17 protein-coding genes are annotated in these 17,228 nt (G+C 71.8%); 11 read left to right on the top strand and 6 right to left on the bottom strand.

Annotation, left to right across the window (positions count from 1 at the left end; genetic code table 11):
- Window positions 1-43: 43 nt before the first annotated feature.
- From truA to IAG42_RS14130, 3 genes are all read left to right on the top strand, one after another.
- Entirely contained in the window at window positions 44-898 is an 855-nt protein-coding gene (gene truA, locus IAG42_RS14140) for a tRNA pseudouridine(38-40) synthase TruA (RefSeq protein WP_188337370.1), read from the top strand.
- 373 nt (window positions 899-1,271) lie between these two features.
- On the top strand, window positions 1,272-2,372 hold the full coding sequence (locus IAG42_RS14135) for a glycosyltransferase family 2 protein (RefSeq protein WP_188337369.1): 1,101 nt from the start codon (window positions 1,272-1,274) through the stop codon (window positions 2,370-2,372).
- Between the two features lie 30 nt (window positions 2,373-2,402).
- Window positions 2,403-4,007, top strand: a complete 1,605-nt coding sequence (locus IAG42_RS14130; RefSeq protein ID WP_188337368.1) for a cellulose binding domain-containing protein — start codon at window positions 2,403-2,405, stop codon at window positions 4,005-4,007.
- 32 nt (window positions 4,008-4,039) lie between these two features.
- Here IAG42_RS14130 and IAG42_RS14125 read toward each other — a convergent pair whose 3' ends face one another.
- Window positions 4,040-4,888 carry a hypothetical protein gene (locus IAG42_RS14125; protein WP_223206000.1) on the bottom strand — a complete coding sequence of 283 codons (849 nt, stop codon included), beginning with the start codon at window positions 4,886-4,888 and terminating at the stop codon, window positions 4,040-4,042.
- 74 nt (window positions 4,889-4,962) lie between these two features.
- On the opposite strand from IAG42_RS14125, the gene IAG42_RS14120 reads away from it, so the two are divergent.
- The 4 genes from IAG42_RS14120 (at window position 4,963) to glmM (ending at window position 8,842) form a co-directional block, all read left to right on the top strand.
- Window positions 4,963-6,201, top strand: coding sequence for a glycosyltransferase family 87 protein (locus IAG42_RS14120; RefSeq protein WP_188337366.1), 1,239 nt, complete (start codon window positions 4,963-4,965; stop codon window positions 6,199-6,201).
- A 174-nt stretch (window positions 6,202-6,375) separates the two neighbouring features.
- Window positions 6,376-6,819 (top strand): 50S ribosomal protein L13, encoded by a 444-nt coding sequence (rplM, locus tag IAG42_RS14115; protein WP_188337365.1) that lies wholly within the window; start codon window positions 6,376-6,378, stop codon window positions 6,817-6,819.
- 44 nt (window positions 6,820-6,863) lie between these two features.
- Entirely contained in the window at window positions 6,864-7,385 is a 522-nt protein-coding gene (gene rpsI, locus IAG42_RS14110; protein WP_188337364.1) for a 30S ribosomal protein S9, read from the top strand.
- A gap of 98 nt (window positions 7,386-7,483) precedes the next feature.
- Window positions 7,484-8,842 carry a phosphoglucosamine mutase gene (gene glmM / locus IAG42_RS14105; RefSeq protein ID WP_188337363.1) on the top strand — a complete coding sequence of 453 codons (1,359 nt, stop codon included), beginning with the start codon at window positions 7,484-7,486 and terminating at the stop codon, window positions 8,840-8,842.
- An 87-nt stretch (window positions 8,843-8,929) separates the two neighbouring features.
- Here glmM and IAG42_RS14100 read toward each other — a convergent pair whose 3' ends face one another.
- Complete coding sequence (locus IAG42_RS14100) at window positions 8,930-9,859, bottom strand: DUF389 domain-containing protein (RefSeq protein WP_188337362.1); 930 nt, start codon at window positions 9,857-9,859, stop codon at window positions 8,930-8,932.
- 20 nt (window positions 9,860-9,879) lie between these two features.
- The gene (gene coaA / locus IAG42_RS14095) at window positions 9,880-10,866 is read right to left on the bottom strand and encodes a type I pantothenate kinase (RefSeq protein ID WP_188341382.1); all 987 of its coding nucleotides are present in this window, start codon (window positions 10,864-10,866) and stop codon (window positions 9,880-9,882) included.
- Window positions 10,867-11,175: 309 nt separating this feature from the next.
- Between coaA and IAG42_RS14090 the strand changes: the two genes are divergently transcribed.
- From IAG42_RS14090 to IAG42_RS14075, 4 genes are read left to right on the top strand one after another with little or no spacing between them, the layout of a single operon-like run.
- Window positions 11,176-11,337 (top strand): hypothetical protein, encoded by a 162-nt coding sequence (locus IAG42_RS14090; protein WP_188337361.1) that lies wholly within the window; start codon window positions 11,176-11,178, stop codon window positions 11,335-11,337.
- A gap of 33 nt (window positions 11,338-11,370) precedes the next feature.
- Entirely contained in the window at window positions 11,371-13,218 is a 1,848-nt protein-coding gene (gene glmS, locus IAG42_RS14085) for a glutamine--fructose-6-phosphate transaminase (isomerizing) (RefSeq protein WP_188337360.1), read from the top strand.
- Complete coding sequence (locus IAG42_RS14080; protein ID WP_188337359.1) at window positions 13,215-13,724, top strand: MmcQ/YjbR family DNA-binding protein; 510 nt, start codon at window positions 13,215-13,217, stop codon at window positions 13,722-13,724. The genes glmS and IAG42_RS14080 overlap by 4 nt, the downstream gene beginning before the upstream one ends.
- A 10-nt stretch (window positions 13,725-13,734) precedes the next feature.
- Window positions 13,735-14,106: a holo-ACP synthase gene (locus IAG42_RS14075; protein WP_188337358.1), complete on the top strand. Its 372-nt coding sequence runs from the start codon at window positions 13,735-13,737 to the stop codon at window positions 14,104-14,106.
- 229 nt (window positions 14,107-14,335) lie between these two features.
- Here IAG42_RS14075 and IAG42_RS14070 read toward each other — a convergent pair whose 3' ends face one another.
- Genes IAG42_RS14070 through IAG42_RS14060 form a run of 3 tightly spaced genes read right to left on the bottom strand, consistent with a single transcriptional unit; the run spans window position 14,336 to window position 17,218 of the window.
- Window positions 14,336-15,769: an NAD(P)H-hydrate dehydratase gene (locus tag IAG42_RS14070; RefSeq protein ID WP_188337357.1), complete on the bottom strand. Its 1,434-nt coding sequence runs from the start codon at window positions 15,767-15,769 to the stop codon at window positions 14,336-14,338.
- Between the two features lies 1 nt (window position 15,770).
- The gene (locus tag IAG42_RS14065) at window positions 15,771-16,643 is read right to left on the bottom strand and encodes an alpha/beta hydrolase (protein ID WP_223205998.1); all 873 of its coding nucleotides are present in this window, start codon (window positions 16,641-16,643) and stop codon (window positions 15,771-15,773) included.
- Window positions 16,640-17,218 (bottom strand): TetR-like C-terminal domain-containing protein, encoded by a 579-nt coding sequence (locus IAG42_RS14060; RefSeq protein WP_188341380.1) that lies wholly within the window; start codon window positions 17,216-17,218, stop codon window positions 16,640-16,642. The genes IAG42_RS14065 and IAG42_RS14060 overlap by 4 nt, the downstream gene beginning before the upstream one ends.
- Between the last annotated feature and the right edge of the window lie 10 nt (window positions 17,219-17,228).

The raw sequence follows: 17,228 nt of genomic DNA, 5'->3' as shown, positions 1-17,228 counted from the left end.
TCAGTTGCGGTCGGGGCGGAAGTTCGACAGGAGGTATGAACCGGTGACCGATGAGGCAGCTCCCGGGACCGTACGCGTACGGCTGGATCTCTCGTACGACGGGACGGACTTCTCCGGATGGGCCAAGCAGGCCGGCGGGCGGCGCACCGTGCAGGGGGAGATCGAGGACGCGCTGCGCACCGTCACGCGCTCGCAGCGGACGTACGAGCTGACGGTGGCCGGGCGGACCGACGCCGGGGTGCACGCGCGCGGCCAGGTGGCCCATGTGGACCTGCCCGACGAGGTGTGGGCCGAGCACCGGGAGAAGCTGCTCAAGCGGCTCGCGGGGCGGCTGCCCAAGGATGTGCGGGTGTGGTCGGTGGCCGAGGCGCCGAGCGGGTTCAACGCGCGCTTCTCGGCGGTCTGGCGGCGCTACGCGTACCGCGTGACCGATCTGCCGGGCGGCGTCGACCCGCTGTTGCGGGGTCATGTCCTGTGGCACGACTGGCCGTTGGACGTCGACGCGATGAACGCGGCCGCCGAGCGGCTGCTGGGGGAGCACGACTTCGCGGCGTACTGCAAGAAGCGTGAGGGTGCCACGACGATCCGGACGCTGCAGGAGCTGAGTCTCGTGCGCGGGGACGACGGGATCGTCACGGCGACCGTGCGGGCCGACGCCTTCTGCCACAACATGGTGCGCTCGCTGATCGGTGCCCTGCTGTTCGTCGGCGACGGGCACCGGCCGAGCGACTGGCCGGGCAAGGTGCTGGCCGCCGGGGTCCGCGACTCGGCCGTGCACGTGGTGCGGCCGCACGGCCTGACGCTCGAGGAAGTCGGTTACCCGGCCGACGAGTTGCTCGCCGCGCGCAACAAGGAGGCGCGCAACAAGCGGACACTGCCGGGCTCCGGCTGCTGCTGAGCACCGGAACGACCTGGTCCGAATTCGCCCCAAGTTTCCCGTCTTCACCCGTGAAGTGACCTTCTTCACGCCGTGATCACACAACCCTTGTCCCGCATGCGCGAATTACGTTGATTGTGACGCGAGTCGGGCTGCCCAGGAGGGCGAGCGACGCCCGATAAAGGGTTGATCGTGCCTTGTGGGGTGATCGGTCGAACCTTCAATCACCGAAAACAATTACGGTATCTTCACTTCTCGGCACGATGTGAAGGCGTCGCGTTTCTGGGGAAAACGGGGCAGGGGGATGGTTGTGTCCGGGACCGTTGCGGGGCACGAGAGTGTGGATGCGCGGCGCAGCCGCCACAGGCGAGGCAGGGGCGGTCGACGGCTCGTCGTGACCGCGCAGGCCGACATGGTCTACGGGACGGTCGTCCTCGTCCCCGCGCGGAACGAGGAAGTCGGGGTCTTCACCTCGCTCGAGTCGCTGGCGCGGCAGTCCCGGCGCCCCGACCTGATCATCGTGGTGGTCAACAATTCGACCGACCGGACCGAGGAGTACGCCCTCCAGTTCGCTCATGACGAGCGCACCCCGCCGACGGTCGTCCTCAACTTCCCCGACAACCCGCACAAGAAGGCCGGCGCTCTCAACCACGGCCTGGCCTGGCTCAGGAACGCGGTCGGAGGGCGGCTCGACGGCCGGGTCGGCCACATCCTGGTCATGGACGCCGACACCGAACTGCACCCGAAGTTCATCGAGCGGGCGCGCAACGTGATCGCGTCGGACCCCGAGGTCGGTGGCGTCAGCGCGGCCTGCTTCGGGCGCACCGACCTGTGGCGCAACCCATGGCAGCGCTATCTGCTCGGCATGCAGATCATCGAGTACGGCCGGGCGGCCCGGGCGCGCTACCGCACGGACGTCCACACCATGTCGGGCGCGGGCTCCTTCTACCGGGCCGAGGCGCTGCAAGGCCTGATCGACTGGCGGGGCGAGGTGTTCTGGGAGGATCACCGCAACCTCGTCGAGGACTACGAGACCACCCTGGCGCTGAAGGAGTCCGGCTGGAAGGTCACGGCCAACGAGCTGTGCATTGCGTACACCGACCTCATGCCCACCCTGCGCGAGCTGACCCAGCAGCGTGAGCGGTGGAGCCGGGGCACCGTGGACGCGCTGCGCCAGCGCGGCTGGACCAAGTTCACCTGGCACTCGATCACGACGATGATCCTGGGCCTGTTCGGCTTCGCCTACATCTTCATCTGGGGTGCGCGCCAGCTGCTCGCCGCGGCGCAGTACACCGTGAGCACGCATCCGCTGCTGCTGCTTCTTCTCGCGTTCTGGGTCCTCTACCCCGCGATGCGGGTGAGGAGCCTGGGCTGGAAGGCCATGCTGGTCGAAGCTCTCATCCTTCCTGAGCTCGTCTACACCGTCGTGCGGGCGTACTGGATGGTCTCGTCGATCTTGAAGTCGTACGTCACCCGTGTGTCCGCCTGGAAGTAGCCGCGGACAGGCTCAGGAGCAAACAGCTAAATGAACGTCCTCAGGGGCCTCGGCGCCTGCGCGGTGCTGGCCGGCATCGCGTACACCGTTACCAGGGTGACCCAGGTCAGCGGCGTGGTCATCGGCTACACCGCCATAGCCATCGTCGTCTCTCTCACGGGCTGGGCGCTCTCGCTCAGGCGGCTTCGGCACGACCGCCGGGTGGCGGGCGCGACCAGGCGCCGCAAGCGGTCCGGTGGCGCGCGGAGCGTCCTCGCCGGAGCGGCCGTGCTGGGTCTGCTCGGCGGAGCCGGGATCGCCGGCTACCGGTGGTGGACGCAGGAGCAGGATTCCGCGGTCCTCACCGTGCGGTACCGCACGCACGGTCCGGCGGACGGGGGTGCCGCCCAGCCCTGGCTGGAAGTCATCAACACGTCCGGCAGGACGGTGGACCTCGCGGATGTCAGGCTCCGGTACTACTACACCGCGGACGGCGACGCCGAGTACGCGGCCAACTGCACCCAGACGGCCCTCGACTGTTCCCATGTCAGTCTGCGCACGGTGCCCGCGGGGAACGCCGGGTCGGCGCGTGACGCCTACCTGGAGGTGGGCTTCACCGGCGCGGCCGGTACGCTGAAGCCGGGCGGGACGACCCGGGCGATCGGGCTCCAGCTCTACCGCGTCGACCACAAGAAGGTCGACCAGTCGGACGACTACTCCTTCGACGCGACGATGACGGCGTACCAGGAGTCCGCGCGGGTCACCGCCTACCTGGACGGGGTCCAGGTGTGGGGCGAGGGGCCGGACGGTGACACCGAAGGCACCGAGGTGAGTGCCGGCTCCGGGGCGGGCACGGCCCGGATACCGGAGGGTGTCCTGTTCGACGACTTCGCCTACACGGGGCCGGACGACAAGGCGCTCGCCGCCCACAACTGGGAGGCACGCGACGGCGAGGGCGGACCGGGCATCAAGGACTCCTGGTCGAAGAAGGCGGTCACCTTCCCCTCCGGCGAGAGCGGTGCCAGCGGGCAGGTCGTGCGTCTGGAGGCCGCCACGGACGGCACCAAGAAGGGCACCGTGCAGTCCGAGTTCCACACCGTGCGACCCGTGTTCCGCGAGGGCACCCTCGCCGCGCGTGTGTACTTCGGCAACACGCCGGTGCGCGGCAAGGACGGAGACCATGTGTCCCCAGCACTCTTCGCCATCTCGCCGGACCACAAGTCGAAGAAGTACAGCGAGCTCGACTTCGAGTACATGCCGAACGGCGGCTGGGGTCGCTACGGCCCGATCCTCGACACCACCAGCTGGCGCAGCAGCGAAGACCTCGACCGGGTCACCGAGCCGCACACCCGGAAGCTCGAGGGCTGGCACATCCTGACGATGACCGCGGCCGACGACAAGGTGACCTACGCCGTGGACGGAAAGAAGCTGTACACCAGCGGGAAGGCCTACTTCCCGCGCGAGTCGATGACCGTCAACTTCAGCAACTGGTTCGTCGACCTCCCCTTCCAGGGCAAGCGGTCCTGGGAGGTGAAGGTCGACTGGGTGTACCTCAAGTCCGGTGCGGCCGTCCCGGCCGACGAGGCGGCCGAGGCCGCGGCAGGTCTCGCCGCGCAGGGAACGCCTTACGTGAACACCTTGCCGAAGAAGGGCTGACCTCGCCCCCGGGGTGTGCCGCCGGCGCGGGCTCAGCCCGCCGTGGCCGCCGCGGAGGCCTGTGTCTGGCCGCGCCGCTGGATCTGCTGGAAAGTGAACGCGCGCAGGTCGTCGCCGAGCGTGAACAGCGTCGTGTCCTTCTTGGTGGCGTCCTTGCCGTTGGTCAGGCCGCCGTTGGTGAAGTACACGTACCGGCCGACCGAGTTGGACGTCTGGCGGCAGACCGTGGTGCGGCAGAAGGCGGGCACGCCCGAGCCGGGCAGCGAGACGACGGCACCCCGCAGCTTGTACTGGCCGGCGGCCTTGGCGGCCTCGGCCTTCGTGTCGAAGACGGCCACGCCGACGGTCACCGCGGTGTCGCCCTTGGTGTAGGTGGCGCGGATCATCTGCGTGCAGTCGTTGTTCTTCAGTACGCCGGTCAGGGCGCCCTGCGCGGCCGAGGCACAGTTCTTGGTGTGGGTCGAGGCGCCCTTCTTGTAGACGTTGCCGCCCATCGTCAGGGTCTTGCCCGGGTAGAGGGTGTCCTCGTTCAGCGGCGCCCGGTCCTTGTCAGCGCTGTTGATGAAGTCGTTGGGGTCGAGCGGGGGCGGCGGGGTCGTCGCCTCGAAGGACGGGCCCGGCGTCTTGCCCTCGCTGGGGATGTCGGCGGTGCTCGGCAGCTGCTCGGCCGGCTTGTTCCCCGCCTCGTTGTCCTTGTTCGCCGAGACGATGCCCCAGGCGACGAGGGAGCCGACCGCGAGGGTCGCCGCGACGGCGCCGCCGATCATCATCCAGCGGCGTTTGCGTGCGCGGGCCTCGGATGCCTCGGCGAGGGCTGCCCAGTCCGGGGTGGATCCGTTGTCTTCGGGGCCCCACGGGGCTCCCCCTTGCCCGAAACTCATGCGGCGCATCTTACGGGGAGCGGCCGCGGGGGAGTTCCCCGCGCCAAGGCCCGGCCTGACTTACCGTTAGCCGCATGGATCAGGGTAAATCACCCGTTTTGTACTGGCTGTTGCTGCCCGCGTCCCGGCTCGGGTGGGCCGTGCTCGGGGTGGTGCTCGTCGCCGTTCCCCTGCACGCCTCCCTGCGCGGTGTCACCGGGGGGATGGACAACGGGATCGTCGTCCAGGCCGCACGGGTGTGGCTCGACGGCGGGTCGCCGTACGCGGACCCGCACTTCCTGTACTTCCCGAGCGCCGTGCTCGCCGCCGTGCCGCAGGCGCTGCTGCCGGCCGGCGTGCTGCGCGCGAGCGTCCCGGCGCTGGTGACCGCCGGGCTCGTCGCCGGGTGGGTGGCGGCGCTGCGGCTGCACGGGGTGCCGTGGCGGAGCCGCTTCGCCGTGGGCGGCCTCGCGGCGCTCGCGCTCGGCTTCGCGCCCTTCGCTCATCTCGTCACCCTCGGCAACTGGACCGTGACCGCCGCCGTCGCGCTGCCCTGCGCCCTGCTGCTCGCCGCCCGGGAGCGCTGGGTCGCGGCCGGGCTCGTGCTCGGCGCCGCCCTGGCCCTGAAGCCGCTGCTCGCCCCGGTCGCTCTCCTCTTCGTCCTGGCGCGGCGCTGGAAGGGGCTCGCGGCGATGGTCCTGGTCCCCGTCGCCGCCTCGCTGGCCGCCGCCCTGGCCATGCCGGACCCGGCGGGCTTCGTCACCCGCACCCTGCCCTTCCTGCTGCGCGGCGACGACGGCTTCGTGCGGCTCTACGAGGCCTCGCCCGGGGCCGTGCTCGCCCGGCTCGGGCTGCCGGTGCCCCTGGCGAGCGGGATCGCGCTGGCGGCGGCCGCCGCCGGGGTGTGGTGCGCGGCGCGGCGGTGGGGGAGGGGCGACCGGACGCCGGCCCGGCTCTCCGAGACCGCGACGCTGCTGATGCTGTCCGCGTTCCTGGTCTCCCGGCCCTCGTACGACCACTACCTGCTGGTCGCCGTGCCGCTCCTGGTCGCCGGGGCGACGGCGGCGGGCGCCGTGGCGGGCGGCCCCTGGTTCTGGGCGGTGCTGCTGCCGCAGGTGCCGGGGCTCGCCCGGCCGTGGCTGGACATGGAGACGCGCAGGGCGTTCCTGGACTGCGCGACCCTGTGCGGGCTGGTCCTGGTCGCCGGGCTCCGTGCCGCGCGCCGCGCCCCGGCTGCCCTGGACGCTTCCGGCAAGGCGGGGCCGCCCACGGTCCCCGGTTCCCGGGACGGCCTCGTTTTGACCCGTCCGGGGCGGCGCGGGTACTCTGCCTAGTCGTTATGTGTATCGGCGTGCTCATTCTCATGTGAGAGGCCGTACACGGGTTCCCTGGAGCAGTTACCAGTGGGCGGCATACGGGCGCTGAACCCGGCACTGTCGTCCCCAGCTGCACGATCGCTTCAGTGATGCCATGTTCAGCACCCATCCACTGAAGAAGAAGGCTGCGAAGTGCGTACGTACAGCCCTAAGCCCGGCGATGTGTCCCGCCAGTGGCTCGTCATTGACGCGCAGGACGTCGTCCTGGGCCGTCTGGCCACCACTGCTGCGACTCTCCTCCGCGGCAAGCACAAGCCGACCTATGCCCCGCACATGGACATGGGCGACTTCGTTGTGATCATCAACGCCGACAAGGTTCACCTGTCGGGCAACAAGAAGACCCAGAAGATGGCGTACCGCCACTCCGGCTACCCGGGTGGTCTGCGTTCCGTGCGCTACGACGAGCTCCTCGAGAAGAACCCCGAGAAGGCCGTCGAGAAGGCCATCAAGGGCATGCTCCCGAAGAACACGCTCGGCCGTCAGATGCTCTCGAAGCTGAAGGTCTACTCGGGCGACCAGCACCCCCACGCTGCCCAGCAGCCGGTGCCGTTCGAGATCACCCAGGTCGCGCAGTAGTTCCGGCCACACCCCCAAAGACAGAAAAGAATCTGAGGAGAATCGTGGCCGAGACCACTGCCGAGACGCCGGTCGAAGAGACCGAGATCGTCGACGTCGAGAGCTACACCACCGAGTCGGACGCGCCCGTCGAGGGCGAGTACACCTCGGAGTCCAACCCGGCCCGCTTCGGTGACCCGCAGCCGGCCGCCGGCCTGGGCCGCCGCAAGAACGCCATCGCGCGCGTTCGCATCGTGCCCGGCACCGGCAAGTGGAAGGTCAACGGGCGCACGCTCGAGGACTACTTCCCGAACAAGGTCCACCAGCAGGAAGTCAACGAGCCCTTCAAGGTGCTCGAGCTCGACGGCCGCTACGACGTCATCGCCCGCATCTCGGGTGGCGGCGTCTCCGGTCAGGCCGGCGCCCTGCGCCTCGGCGTGGCCCGCGCGCTGAACGAGGCCGACGTGGAGAACAACCGCGGCGCCCTCAAGAAGGCCGGCTACCTCCGCCGCGACGACCGTGCGGTCGAGCGCAAGAAGGCCGGTCTCAAGAAGGCCCGCAAGGCCCCGCAGTACAGCAAGCGCTAAATCTCGCTGCCTGCTTGTTTTTCCCGTTCGCCCCGGCGGCACCTTCCGTGCCGCCGGGGCGTTCGGCTTATGGACGACGAAGTTGTGGAGGACACCAAGTGGGACGACTCTTCGGCACGGACGGCGTGCGCGGTGTCGCCAACGCGGATCTGACGGCCGAGCTGGCGCTCGGCCTGTCGGTCGCCGCCGCGCACGTGCTCGGCGAGGCGGGCTCGTTCGAGGGACACCGTCCGGTCGCGGTCGTCGGCCGTGACCCACGGGCCTCGGGCGAGTTCCTGGAGGCCGCGGTCGTCGCCGGACTGGCCAGCGCGGGCGTCGACGTCCTGCGCGTCGGTGTGCTGCCCACCCCCGCGGTGGCGTACCTCACCGGTGCGCTGGGAGCCGACCTCGGCGTGATGCTCTCCGCGAGCCACAACGCGATGCCGGACAACGGGATCAAGTTCCTCGCCCGCGGCGGCCACAAGCTGGACGACGCGCTCGAGGACCGCATCGAGTCCGTCTACGAGGAGCACCGCACCGGCGCGCCCTGGGACCGGCCCACCGGCGCCGGCGTCGGCCGCGTGAAGTCCTACGACGAGGGCCTCGACCAGTACGTCGCCCACCTCGTCGGCGTCCTGCCGAACCGGCTCGAGGGCCTGAAGATCGTCCTCGACGAGGCGCACGGTGCCGCCGCGCGGGTCTCCCCGGAGGCCTTCACCCGGGCCGGCGCGGAGATCGTCACGATCGGCGCCGAGCCGGACGGGCTGAACATCAACGACGGGTGCGGCTCCACGCACCTGGACCTGCTGAAGGCCGCCGTCGTCGAGCACGGCGCCCACTTCGGCATCGCCCACGACGGGGACGCGGACCGCTGCCTCGCCGTGGACCACACCGGCTCCGAGGTCGACGGCGACCAGATCATGGCCGTCCTCGCGATCGCCCTGCGCGAGCGCGGCGTGCTGCGCCAGGACACGCTGGTCGCGACCGTCATGTCCAACCTCGGGCTGAAGCTGGCGATGGAGCGCGAGGGCATCACGCTCGTGCAGACCGCCGTCGGCGACCGGTACGTGCTGGAGAACATGAAGGAGCACGGGTTCGCGCTCGGCGGCGAGCAGTCCGGGCACGTCATCGCGCTCGACCACGCGACGACGGGTGACGGGACGCTGACCGGGCTGCTGCTCGCCGCGCGGGTCGCGCAGACCGGCCGCAGCCTCCAGGAGCTCGCCTCCGTCATGGAGCGGCTGCCGCAGGTGCTCATCAACGTGCCGGACGTGGACAAGTCCCGGGTCGGTACGTCGGTGCCGCTGGCTTCGGCGGTTTCTGACGCGGAGGCCGAGCTGGGGAGCACCGGACGGGTGCTGCTTCGGCCCTCGGGGACGGAGCCGCTGGTTCGGGTCATGGTCGAGGCCGCCGACATCGAGCAGGCTCGGTCTGTGGCCGGGCGGTTGGCCGACGCGGTCAAGTCGGCGCTCGGCTAGGCGTCTGCCTGGTTGATCTGCGCGGCCGGCTCACGCGCCGTCGTGGCTGGTCGCGCAGTTCCCCGTGCCCCTTCGGGGCGCTCCTCCTCAGGCCGTCTTGCGTTTCCTGGCCCAGAAGAGCTTCTGGACGAGCAGGGTCGTCGTGCCGGCCAGGATGATGCCCAGGAGGTTCAGGAGGAGTTGTTCCGTGGAGCCCCAGGTCTGGTCGACGTCGCGGTAGCCGAGGGCCACCGCGGCGTTCGCCGCCGCCGGGACCGTCGTCACGGAGATCGCCACGCCGACCATCGCGCCCGACTTCGTCGAGGTGAGGGAGAGGACTCCGGCCGCGCCCGCGAGGACCGCCACCACGAACGAGAACCAGTCGGGGGCGTAGACGAAGCCCGTGTTGGGGCGCTTCGCCTCCAACTGGGCCTCGCTGAAGAGGTTCACGGCGTCCATGAAGTGGGCGAAGCCGACCGTCACCGTCATCGCCACCGCGAAGCCCACGAGCAGCGCGGTCAGGGAGCGCAGGGCCAGCCGCGGGGCGCGCTGGACCAGGGCCGTGCAGATGCCGGCGAGCGGGCCGAACTCCGGGCCGACCGCCATCGCGCCCACGATCAGGATCGCGTTGTCGAGGACGACGCCGCACGCCGCGATCATCGTGGCGATGGTGAGGAACGCCAGGTAGGTCCAGCTGAGCGTGGACTCCTCGTGCGTGGCGTCCGTCAGATGGGCCCAGAGCACCGCGTCGGCGCCCTCGCCCGGGGCGTCGTCCTCGGCCCGGTCGGCGCGCTCCGACAGGGACAGGTCGATGTTCTCGACGGCGATCGAGCCGTCCGTCTCGATGCCCAGGCCGCTGAGCCCGACGAGGAGTTCGTCGCAGGCCTCACGGGCGACGTCGCACATGACGACGTCGCCCGACGGGTCGCGGGCCGCTCCCGGGAGCACCACGAGGTGCGTGGTGCCGACGGTCCCCTCGATGAGACGCACCGCGTCGTCCGTCGTCCGGGCGGGCGTGATCAGGCGCAGATGCAGCATGCGCGTACGGTAGCCGCCGTTCAGAGTTTGCGGAGCCGCAGGCGCTGCACCTTGTGATCGGACCCCTTGCGGATGACGAGACCGGCGCGGCCGCGGGTGGGGGCCACGTTCTCCAGCAGGTTGGGCTTGTTGACGGTGCGCCAGGTCGTGCGCGCGTAGTCGAGCGCCTCCTCCTCCGACACCTGCGTGTACTTGCGGAAGTACGAGGACGGGTCCTGGAAGGCCGTCGCTCGCAGCTTCAGGAAGCGGTTGAGGTACCAGCGCTCGATGTCCTCGGCCTTCGCGTCCACGTACACGCTGAAGTCGAAGTAGTCGGCGAGGCCGACGCGGGTGCGGCCGTCCTTGCCGGGCAGGGCGGGCTGCAGCACGTTGATGCCCTCGACGATGAGGATGTCGGGGCGGCGCACCGTCAGCTGCTGGCCGGGCACGATGTCGTAGATGAGGTGGGAGTAGACGGGGGCGGTGACCTCGTCCTTGCCCGCCTTGATGTCGGCGACGAACCGGGTCAGGGCACGGCGGTCGTAGGACTCCGGGAAGCCCTTCCTGGCCATCAGGCCGCGGGCCTCCAGCTCCTTGGTGGGCAGCAGGAAGCCGTCGGTGGTGACGCGCTCCACGCGCGGGTGCTCCGGCCAGCGCGAGAGCAGGGCCTGGAGCAGGCGGGCCACGGTGGACTTGCCGACGGCGACCGAGCCGGCGACCCCTATGACGAAGGGGGTGCCGGACTGGGTGCCCTTCTCGCCGAGGAACGTGTTGAGCGCGCCGCGCAGGCCGTCGGTGGCGCCCACGTAGAGGTTCAGCAGCCGGGAGAGCGGCAGGTAGATGTCGCGGACCTCGTCGAGGTCGATCACGTCGCCGAGGCCGCGCAACCGTTCCAGCTCCTCGGCGGTCAGAGGCAGCGGCGTCTTGTCGCGCAGGGCGCTCCATTCACTGCGGGTGAGGTCGACGTAGGGAGTCGCCTCCGGCCGTTGCCGGTGGGCGCTCCGGGAAGTCGCGGATCGTGGAGCCAGAGGCTCGGAGACCGGAGAGATCACAGTTCATTGTTACGGCTGTGTGGCGTGATCGGAGGGTGGGCTCCGTCACGCTCGGTCGCTCCCGGACATGTCACAGGTTCTCAACAGGTATGGACCTGTTGTGCAACCGACGGGTACGTTTCCGACACCTGTACGGGCCATGTACGCCGTACAGGGAGGGAGGGGAGCCCGATGAGTGTGTTTCGCATGCCCGGATTCGGACGAAGGAAGAGATCCGCCCGCGCCCGGCGCGGGAGGACAACGGGGGAGGTGGGGAAGACGGCCAGAACGGCATGGGCCGGTCAGGTGCTCAGTGACCTGGCGCAGGAGCTGCCCGACGAGGACATCGGCGAGGACCTGGACGACACTCTGGACTTCTACCGCAGGGGGAGCAAGCCGCCCGGCGAGGAGGACGAGTACCTCGACCTCGTGGAGGACGCGCGCGACCGGCTGGAGGGCGGGTACTGAACCTGAGAGCGGGTCAGCCCTAGGCTGCGCCCTATGTGCGGAATCGTGGGATACGTAGGGTCGCAGTCGGCGCTGGACGTGGTCCTGGCCGGGCTGAAGAGGCTGGAGTACCGGGGGTACGACTCCGCCGGTGTGGCCGTGCTCGCCGACGGGTCGCTCGCCGCGGCCAAGAAGGCGGGCAAGCTGGCCAACCTGGAGAAGGAACTGGTGGACCGGCCGCTGCCGGCCGGTGCCACCGGGATCGGACACACCCGGTGGGCCACCCACGGCGGCCCGACCGACACCAACGCGCACCCGCACCTCGACAACGCGGGCCGGGTCGCCGTCGTCCACAACGGGATCATCGAGAACTTCGCCGCGCTGCGCGAGGAGCTCGCCGGGCGCGGGCACGTGCTGGCCTCCGAGACCGACACCGAGGTCGTGTCCCACCTGCTCGCCGAGGAGTACTCGGCGAGCGGGGACCTCGCGGAGGCGATGCGGCTCGTGTGCCGGCGCCTCGAAGGCGCGTTCACGCTGGTCGCGGCGCACGCGGACGAGCCCGACGTGGTCGTCGGCGCGCGCCGGAACTCGCCGCTCGTCGTCGGGGTCGGCGAGGGCGAGGCGTTCCTCGCCTCGGACGTCTCCGCGTTCATCGCGCACACCCGCTCCGCGATCGAGCTCGGCCAGGACCAGGTCGTCGAGCTGCGCCGCGACGGGGTGACCGTGACCGACTTCGACGGGCGGCCCGCCGACGTGCGGCACTATCACGTCGACTGGGACGCCTCCGCCGCCGAGAAGGGCGGCTACGACTACTTCATGCTCAAGGAGATCGCCGAGCAGCCGAAGGCCGTCGCGGACACGCTGCTCGGGCGGATCGGCGCCGAGGGGCAGCTCACCCTGGACGAGCTGCGGATCCCGCCGCAGGTGCTGCGGATGGTCGACAAGGTCGTCATCGTGGCGTGCGGGACCGCCTTCCACGCCGGGCTCATCGCCAAGTACGCCATCGAGCACTGGACCCGGATCCCGTGCGAGGTCGAGCTGGCCAGCGAGTTCCGCTACCGGGACCCGATCCTCGACGCCCGCTCGCTCGTCATCGCGATCTCCCAGTCCGGCGAGACGATGGACACGCTGATGGCGCTGCGGCACGCGCGCGAGCAGGGCGCGACGGTGCTGGCCATCTGCAACACCAACGGGTCGACGATCCCGCGCGAGTCCGACGCCGTGCTCTACACGCACGCCGGCCCCGAGGTCGCCGTGGCGTCCACGAAGGCCTTCCTCACCCAGCTCGTCGCCTGCTATCTGGTGGCGCTGTACCTGGGCCAGGTGCGGGGCACCAAGTGGGCCGACGAGATCCTCGCCGTCGTACGGGACCTCGCGCGGATCGGCGAGGAGGTCGAACGGGTCCTGGAGACGATGGAGCCCGTACGGGAGCTGGCGCGGTCGCTCGCCGCGCACGACACCGTGCTGTTCCTGGGCCGGCACGTCGGCTACCCGGTCGCGCTGGAGGGCGCGCTCAAGCTCAAGGAGCTCGCGTACATGCACGCGGAGGGCTTCGCGGCGGGTGAGCTCAAGCACGGGCCGATCGCGCTGATCGAGCCCGGCCTCCCGGTGGTCGTGGTCGTCCCGTCGCCGCGCGGACGCTCCGTCCTCCACGACAAGATCGTCTCCAACATCCAGGAGATCCGGGCCCGCGGCGCCCGCACCATCGTGATCGCGGAGGAGGGCGACGAGGCCGTCGTCCCGTACGCCGACCACCTCGTCCGCGTCCCGGCGACGCCGACCCTGCTCCAGCCGCTGGTCGCGACCGTGCCGCTCCAGGTGTTCGCCTGCGAGCTGGCGACCGCCCGCGGCAACGAGGTCGACCAGCCCCGCAACCTGGCGAAGTCGGTGACCGTGGAATGACGGACCCGGGGGAACGGCTGCGCGCGCTGGCCCTCGGCCTCCCGGAGACCGAGGAGGGCACGCACTTCGGCATGGCGGCCTACTCCGTACGGGGCAAGGGCTTCGCGTCGCTGACCAAGGACGGGCGGCGTGTGCAGCTGCACCTGTCGCCCGAGGAGACCGAGGCGGCGCTCGCCGCGCACCCGGGCGGGGAACGGCTGGAGCGGGCCGGGCGGACGATCGGGCTCCGGGTGCCGCTGGAGGAACTCGACGACGCGGCGCTCGCCGCACTGGTCCGGGCGTCGTGGCGCAGCCGGGGCGGATCCGACGACCCTCCCTCGGATCTGCCCACCGGGATCGGGCGCCCGGCGACGCGGGCGCTGCACGGAGCGGGGCTGCGGACGCTCGCGGAGGTCGCCGGGCTCACGGAGGCCGAGCTGTCGGCGCTGCACGGCGTCGGCCCCAAGGCCGTACGGATCCTGACGGAGGCTCTGGCGGGGCGCGGCCTGGGGTTCCGCCGGCCGTAGGGTGCTCGGCATGAGCATCATCGGGGTCGGAATCGACGTGGCCGAGATCGAGCGGTTCGCGGCGTCGCTGGAGCGGACGCCGGGGCTGGCCGGGCGCTTGTTCCTGCCGGACGAGCTGCTGCTGCCCAGCGGAGAGCGGCGCGGGGTGGCCTCGCTGGCCGCGCGGTTCGCGGCCAAGGAGGCGATCGCCAAGGCGCTCGGGGCGCCGGCCGGGCTGCACTGGACCGACGCGGAGGTCTGGGTCGAGCCCAGTGGGCAGCCGCGGATGCGGGTGACCGGGACGGTGGCGGCGCGGGCCTCGGAGCTCGGGGTGCGGTCCTTTCATGTGTCGCTGAGCCATGACGCGGGGGTGGCGTCGGCGGTGGTGGTGGCCGAAGGCTGAGGGGGCGCTGCCGCTGCCGCGTGGCGGGTCCGACCAGTCGTCTGCCTACAACGGTCCGTCCGTCGTTCGCGGGTCCGGTGGGGCTTTTCGCGCAGTTCCCCGCGCCCCTGAAATGCAGACCCTTCGGGTCGCATTTCCCCGATGAGGCGCAGCCTCATCAGGGGCGCGGGGACTGCGCGATCAGCCCCCACCGGGCGGCTGTCGCGCGACGGCCGCATGTGGCAATCACCTACCGGCGGACGTCCTGCCAGGCCGCCGGGAGGGCGTGGGCCACGTCCTGGGCGGAGACCGGCGCGCCCTGGGCCGCGTGGCGGGCCGCCAGCCCGTGGAGATGGGCGCCGACCGAGGCCGCGTCGAGGGCGCCGAGCCCCGCCGCGAGGAGGGAGCCGGTCAGGCCCGACAGGACGTCGCCGCTGCCGGCCGTGGCCAGCCACGCCGTGCCGGTGGGGTTCACCCGGACCGGCGCGCCGGGCTCGGGCGTCGCGATCAGGGTCGTCGAGCCCTTCAGGAGGACGGTCGCGTCGTAGGCGGCGGCCAGTTTCCGTACGGAGAAGAGGCGCCGGGCCTCCACCTCGGCACGGTCGACGCCGAGCAGCGCCGCCGCCTCGCCCGCGTGCGGGGTGAGGACGGTGGGCGCCGTGCGGGAGCGCACCGTGGCGCGGTCCGCGAGGCGCAGGCCGTCCGCGTCGATGAGCACCGGCACGTCCGAGGCCAGGACGTCCGCCAGGCCGGAGGTGTCGTCGCCGAGGCCGGGGCCGATCACCCAGGACTGGACACGGCCCGCCTTCGCCGGGGGGCCGGCCGAGACCAGGGTCTCGGGGAAGCGGGCCAGGACCGCGTCGGCGGCCGGGCCGACGTAACGGACCGCGCCCGCGCCCCCGTGCAGCGCGCCCGCCACGGCGAGCACCGCCGCGCCGGGGTAGCGGGCCGAGCCGGCGACGACGCCGACGACGCCGCGCCGGTACTTGTCGCTCTCGCCGGTCGGTTCCGGGAGCAGCGCGGCCACGTCGGCGTACTGCAGGGCCTCCGCGACGGCGCCGTCCGGCGGCAGGTCGAGGCCGATGTCGACGAGACGGAGGGCGCCCGCGTGGTCGCGTGCCGGGTCGATGAGCAGGCCCGGCTTGTACGTGCCGAAGGTGACCGTCGCGTCGGCCCGCACCGCGTCCCCGTGCACCTCACCCGTGTCCGCGTCCACGCCGCTGGGCAGGTCCACGGCCACGACGAGGCCGCGTACGTGGGTCATGAGTTCGGCCGCGCGGGGGCGCAGGCCGCCGCGGCCGCCGATGCCCACGATGCCGTCGAGCACGAGGTCGGCGCGGGCCAGGGCCGAGGGGGCGGTGTCGTGACCGGCGTCGAGCACGGTGGCGCCGGCCGCGCGCAGGGCGGCCAGGCCGCCGGGGTGGGCGCGGTCCGGGCTGAGCAGCAGCGCGGTGACGCCCGCGCCGCGCCGGGCCAGACGGGCACCGGCGTACAGCGCGTCGCCGCCGTTGTCACCCGAGCCGGCCAGGACGGTGACGCGGGCGCCGTACACCTTCCCGAGCAGCTCGGCGCAGGCCGCGGCGAGGCCCGCGGCGGCCCGCTGCATCAGCGCGCCCTCGGGCAGCCGCGCCATCAGCGCGCGTTCGGCGGACCTGACCGTCTCCACATCGTCAGCACGTCGCATGTCATCGAGTGTCTCCCAGGAGGTGGGAGCGCAGCAGTGCGGCGGTGCGGCCGGGGTGCGTGGACCAGCCGTTGTGGGCGCCGGGGAAGGGGGCGGGGGCGAGGCCCAGTTCCCCGGCGAGGACGGTCGCGGGGCGGCTCGGCAGATGGGGGAGGGTCTGCTCGCCGACGGCCAGGGTCAGGCGCCCGGCGAACCGGGACAGCGCGGCGAGATCCGGGTCGTACGCGGCGAAGGAACGGAACTCGTGGCGGATCGCCGACGGCGCGTTCGCGGCCAGGCGTCGCATCATCTCGGCCGTACGCGGTGCGGGCGCGCCCTCCGAGTCCGGCGGGGGAAGCATCACCGGGCCGACCCCGCGCAGGAACCGCTCGCCCGCGGCGGCCAGGCCCTCGGCCTCGAGCGTCTCGTACACCTCCTGGAACAGGGCCAGGTGCTCCGCCGCGTCGGGCAGCACGCTCCACGACGGCGGCTCGTGCGCCACCGCGGCGCGGACCCGCCCGGGGAACCGGGCCAGCAGGTCCAGGGTGACGATCGCGCCGCTCGACGACCCGGCCACGTACGCGGGCGCGTCCGGCGACACCGCGTCGAGCAGGCGCCGCGCGTCCTCGGCGTGCTCGGCCACCCGCTGCTCGGAGTCCGGGGCGTCCCGGGCGCTGCGGGAGTAGCCGCGCGGGTCGTGCGTGATCACGGTGAACGTGTCCGCGAGGGCGTCCGCCACCGGGTCCAGGACGGCCGCGTCACCGCCCGCGCCGGGGAGCAGGAGGAGGGCGGGGCCGGTGCCGCGGGTCTCGTAGTGGAGGGTGGCGCCGGGCACGGGGAGGCGGTGCGCGGTGGCCGACGCTCCTGGGGTGGTCGACATGTCTGGGGTGGTCAACGGTCCTGTCCTTCCGGCCAGTTGGAGAGCATGACGTGCAGGGCCTCCAGGCCGTTGGCCCACGTGGCCTCGACGTCCCTGGAGTGGCGGAAGCCGCCCGCGAGTTCGAGCGTGACGAAGCCGTGGAACGTGCTGCGCAGCATCCGGCCCGCGTCCGTCAGGGCCGGCTCGGTCAGTCCGTAGCCCTGCAACAGCGCGTAGGTGCAGGTCAGATTGCGGCGCAGCGCCGGGTGTTCGTCGAAGACCTCGGGGTCGAGCTCCAACTGCGTCGCCGCGTACCGGCCCGGGTGCGCGAGGGCGAAACCCCGGTACGCGTGCGCGAAGGCGAGCAGCGCCGCACGGCCCGAGCGGCCCGCCAGGGCGTCCGCGATCCGCTCGGAGAGGTCGAGCCCGGAGCGGATCGCGACCCGGGTGTGCAGGTCGGAGAGGCCACGGACATGGGCGTACAGGCTCGCGTCCTTCACGCCGAAGCCGCGGGCCAGCGCCGCGATGGTGATGTGCTCGAAGCCGACGGTGTCCGCGAGGTCGGCGGCGGCCGCCACCACCCGCTCCGTCGTCAGACCTGCCCGCGCCATCATCATCGCC

The sequence above is a fragment of the Streptomyces xanthii genome (assembly GCF_014621695.1).
Taxonomy (GTDB): Bacteria; Actinomycetota; Actinomycetes; order Streptomycetales; family Streptomycetaceae; genus Streptomyces; species Streptomyces xanthii.
This window is presented reverse-complemented; position numbering and strand designations above follow the sequence as displayed.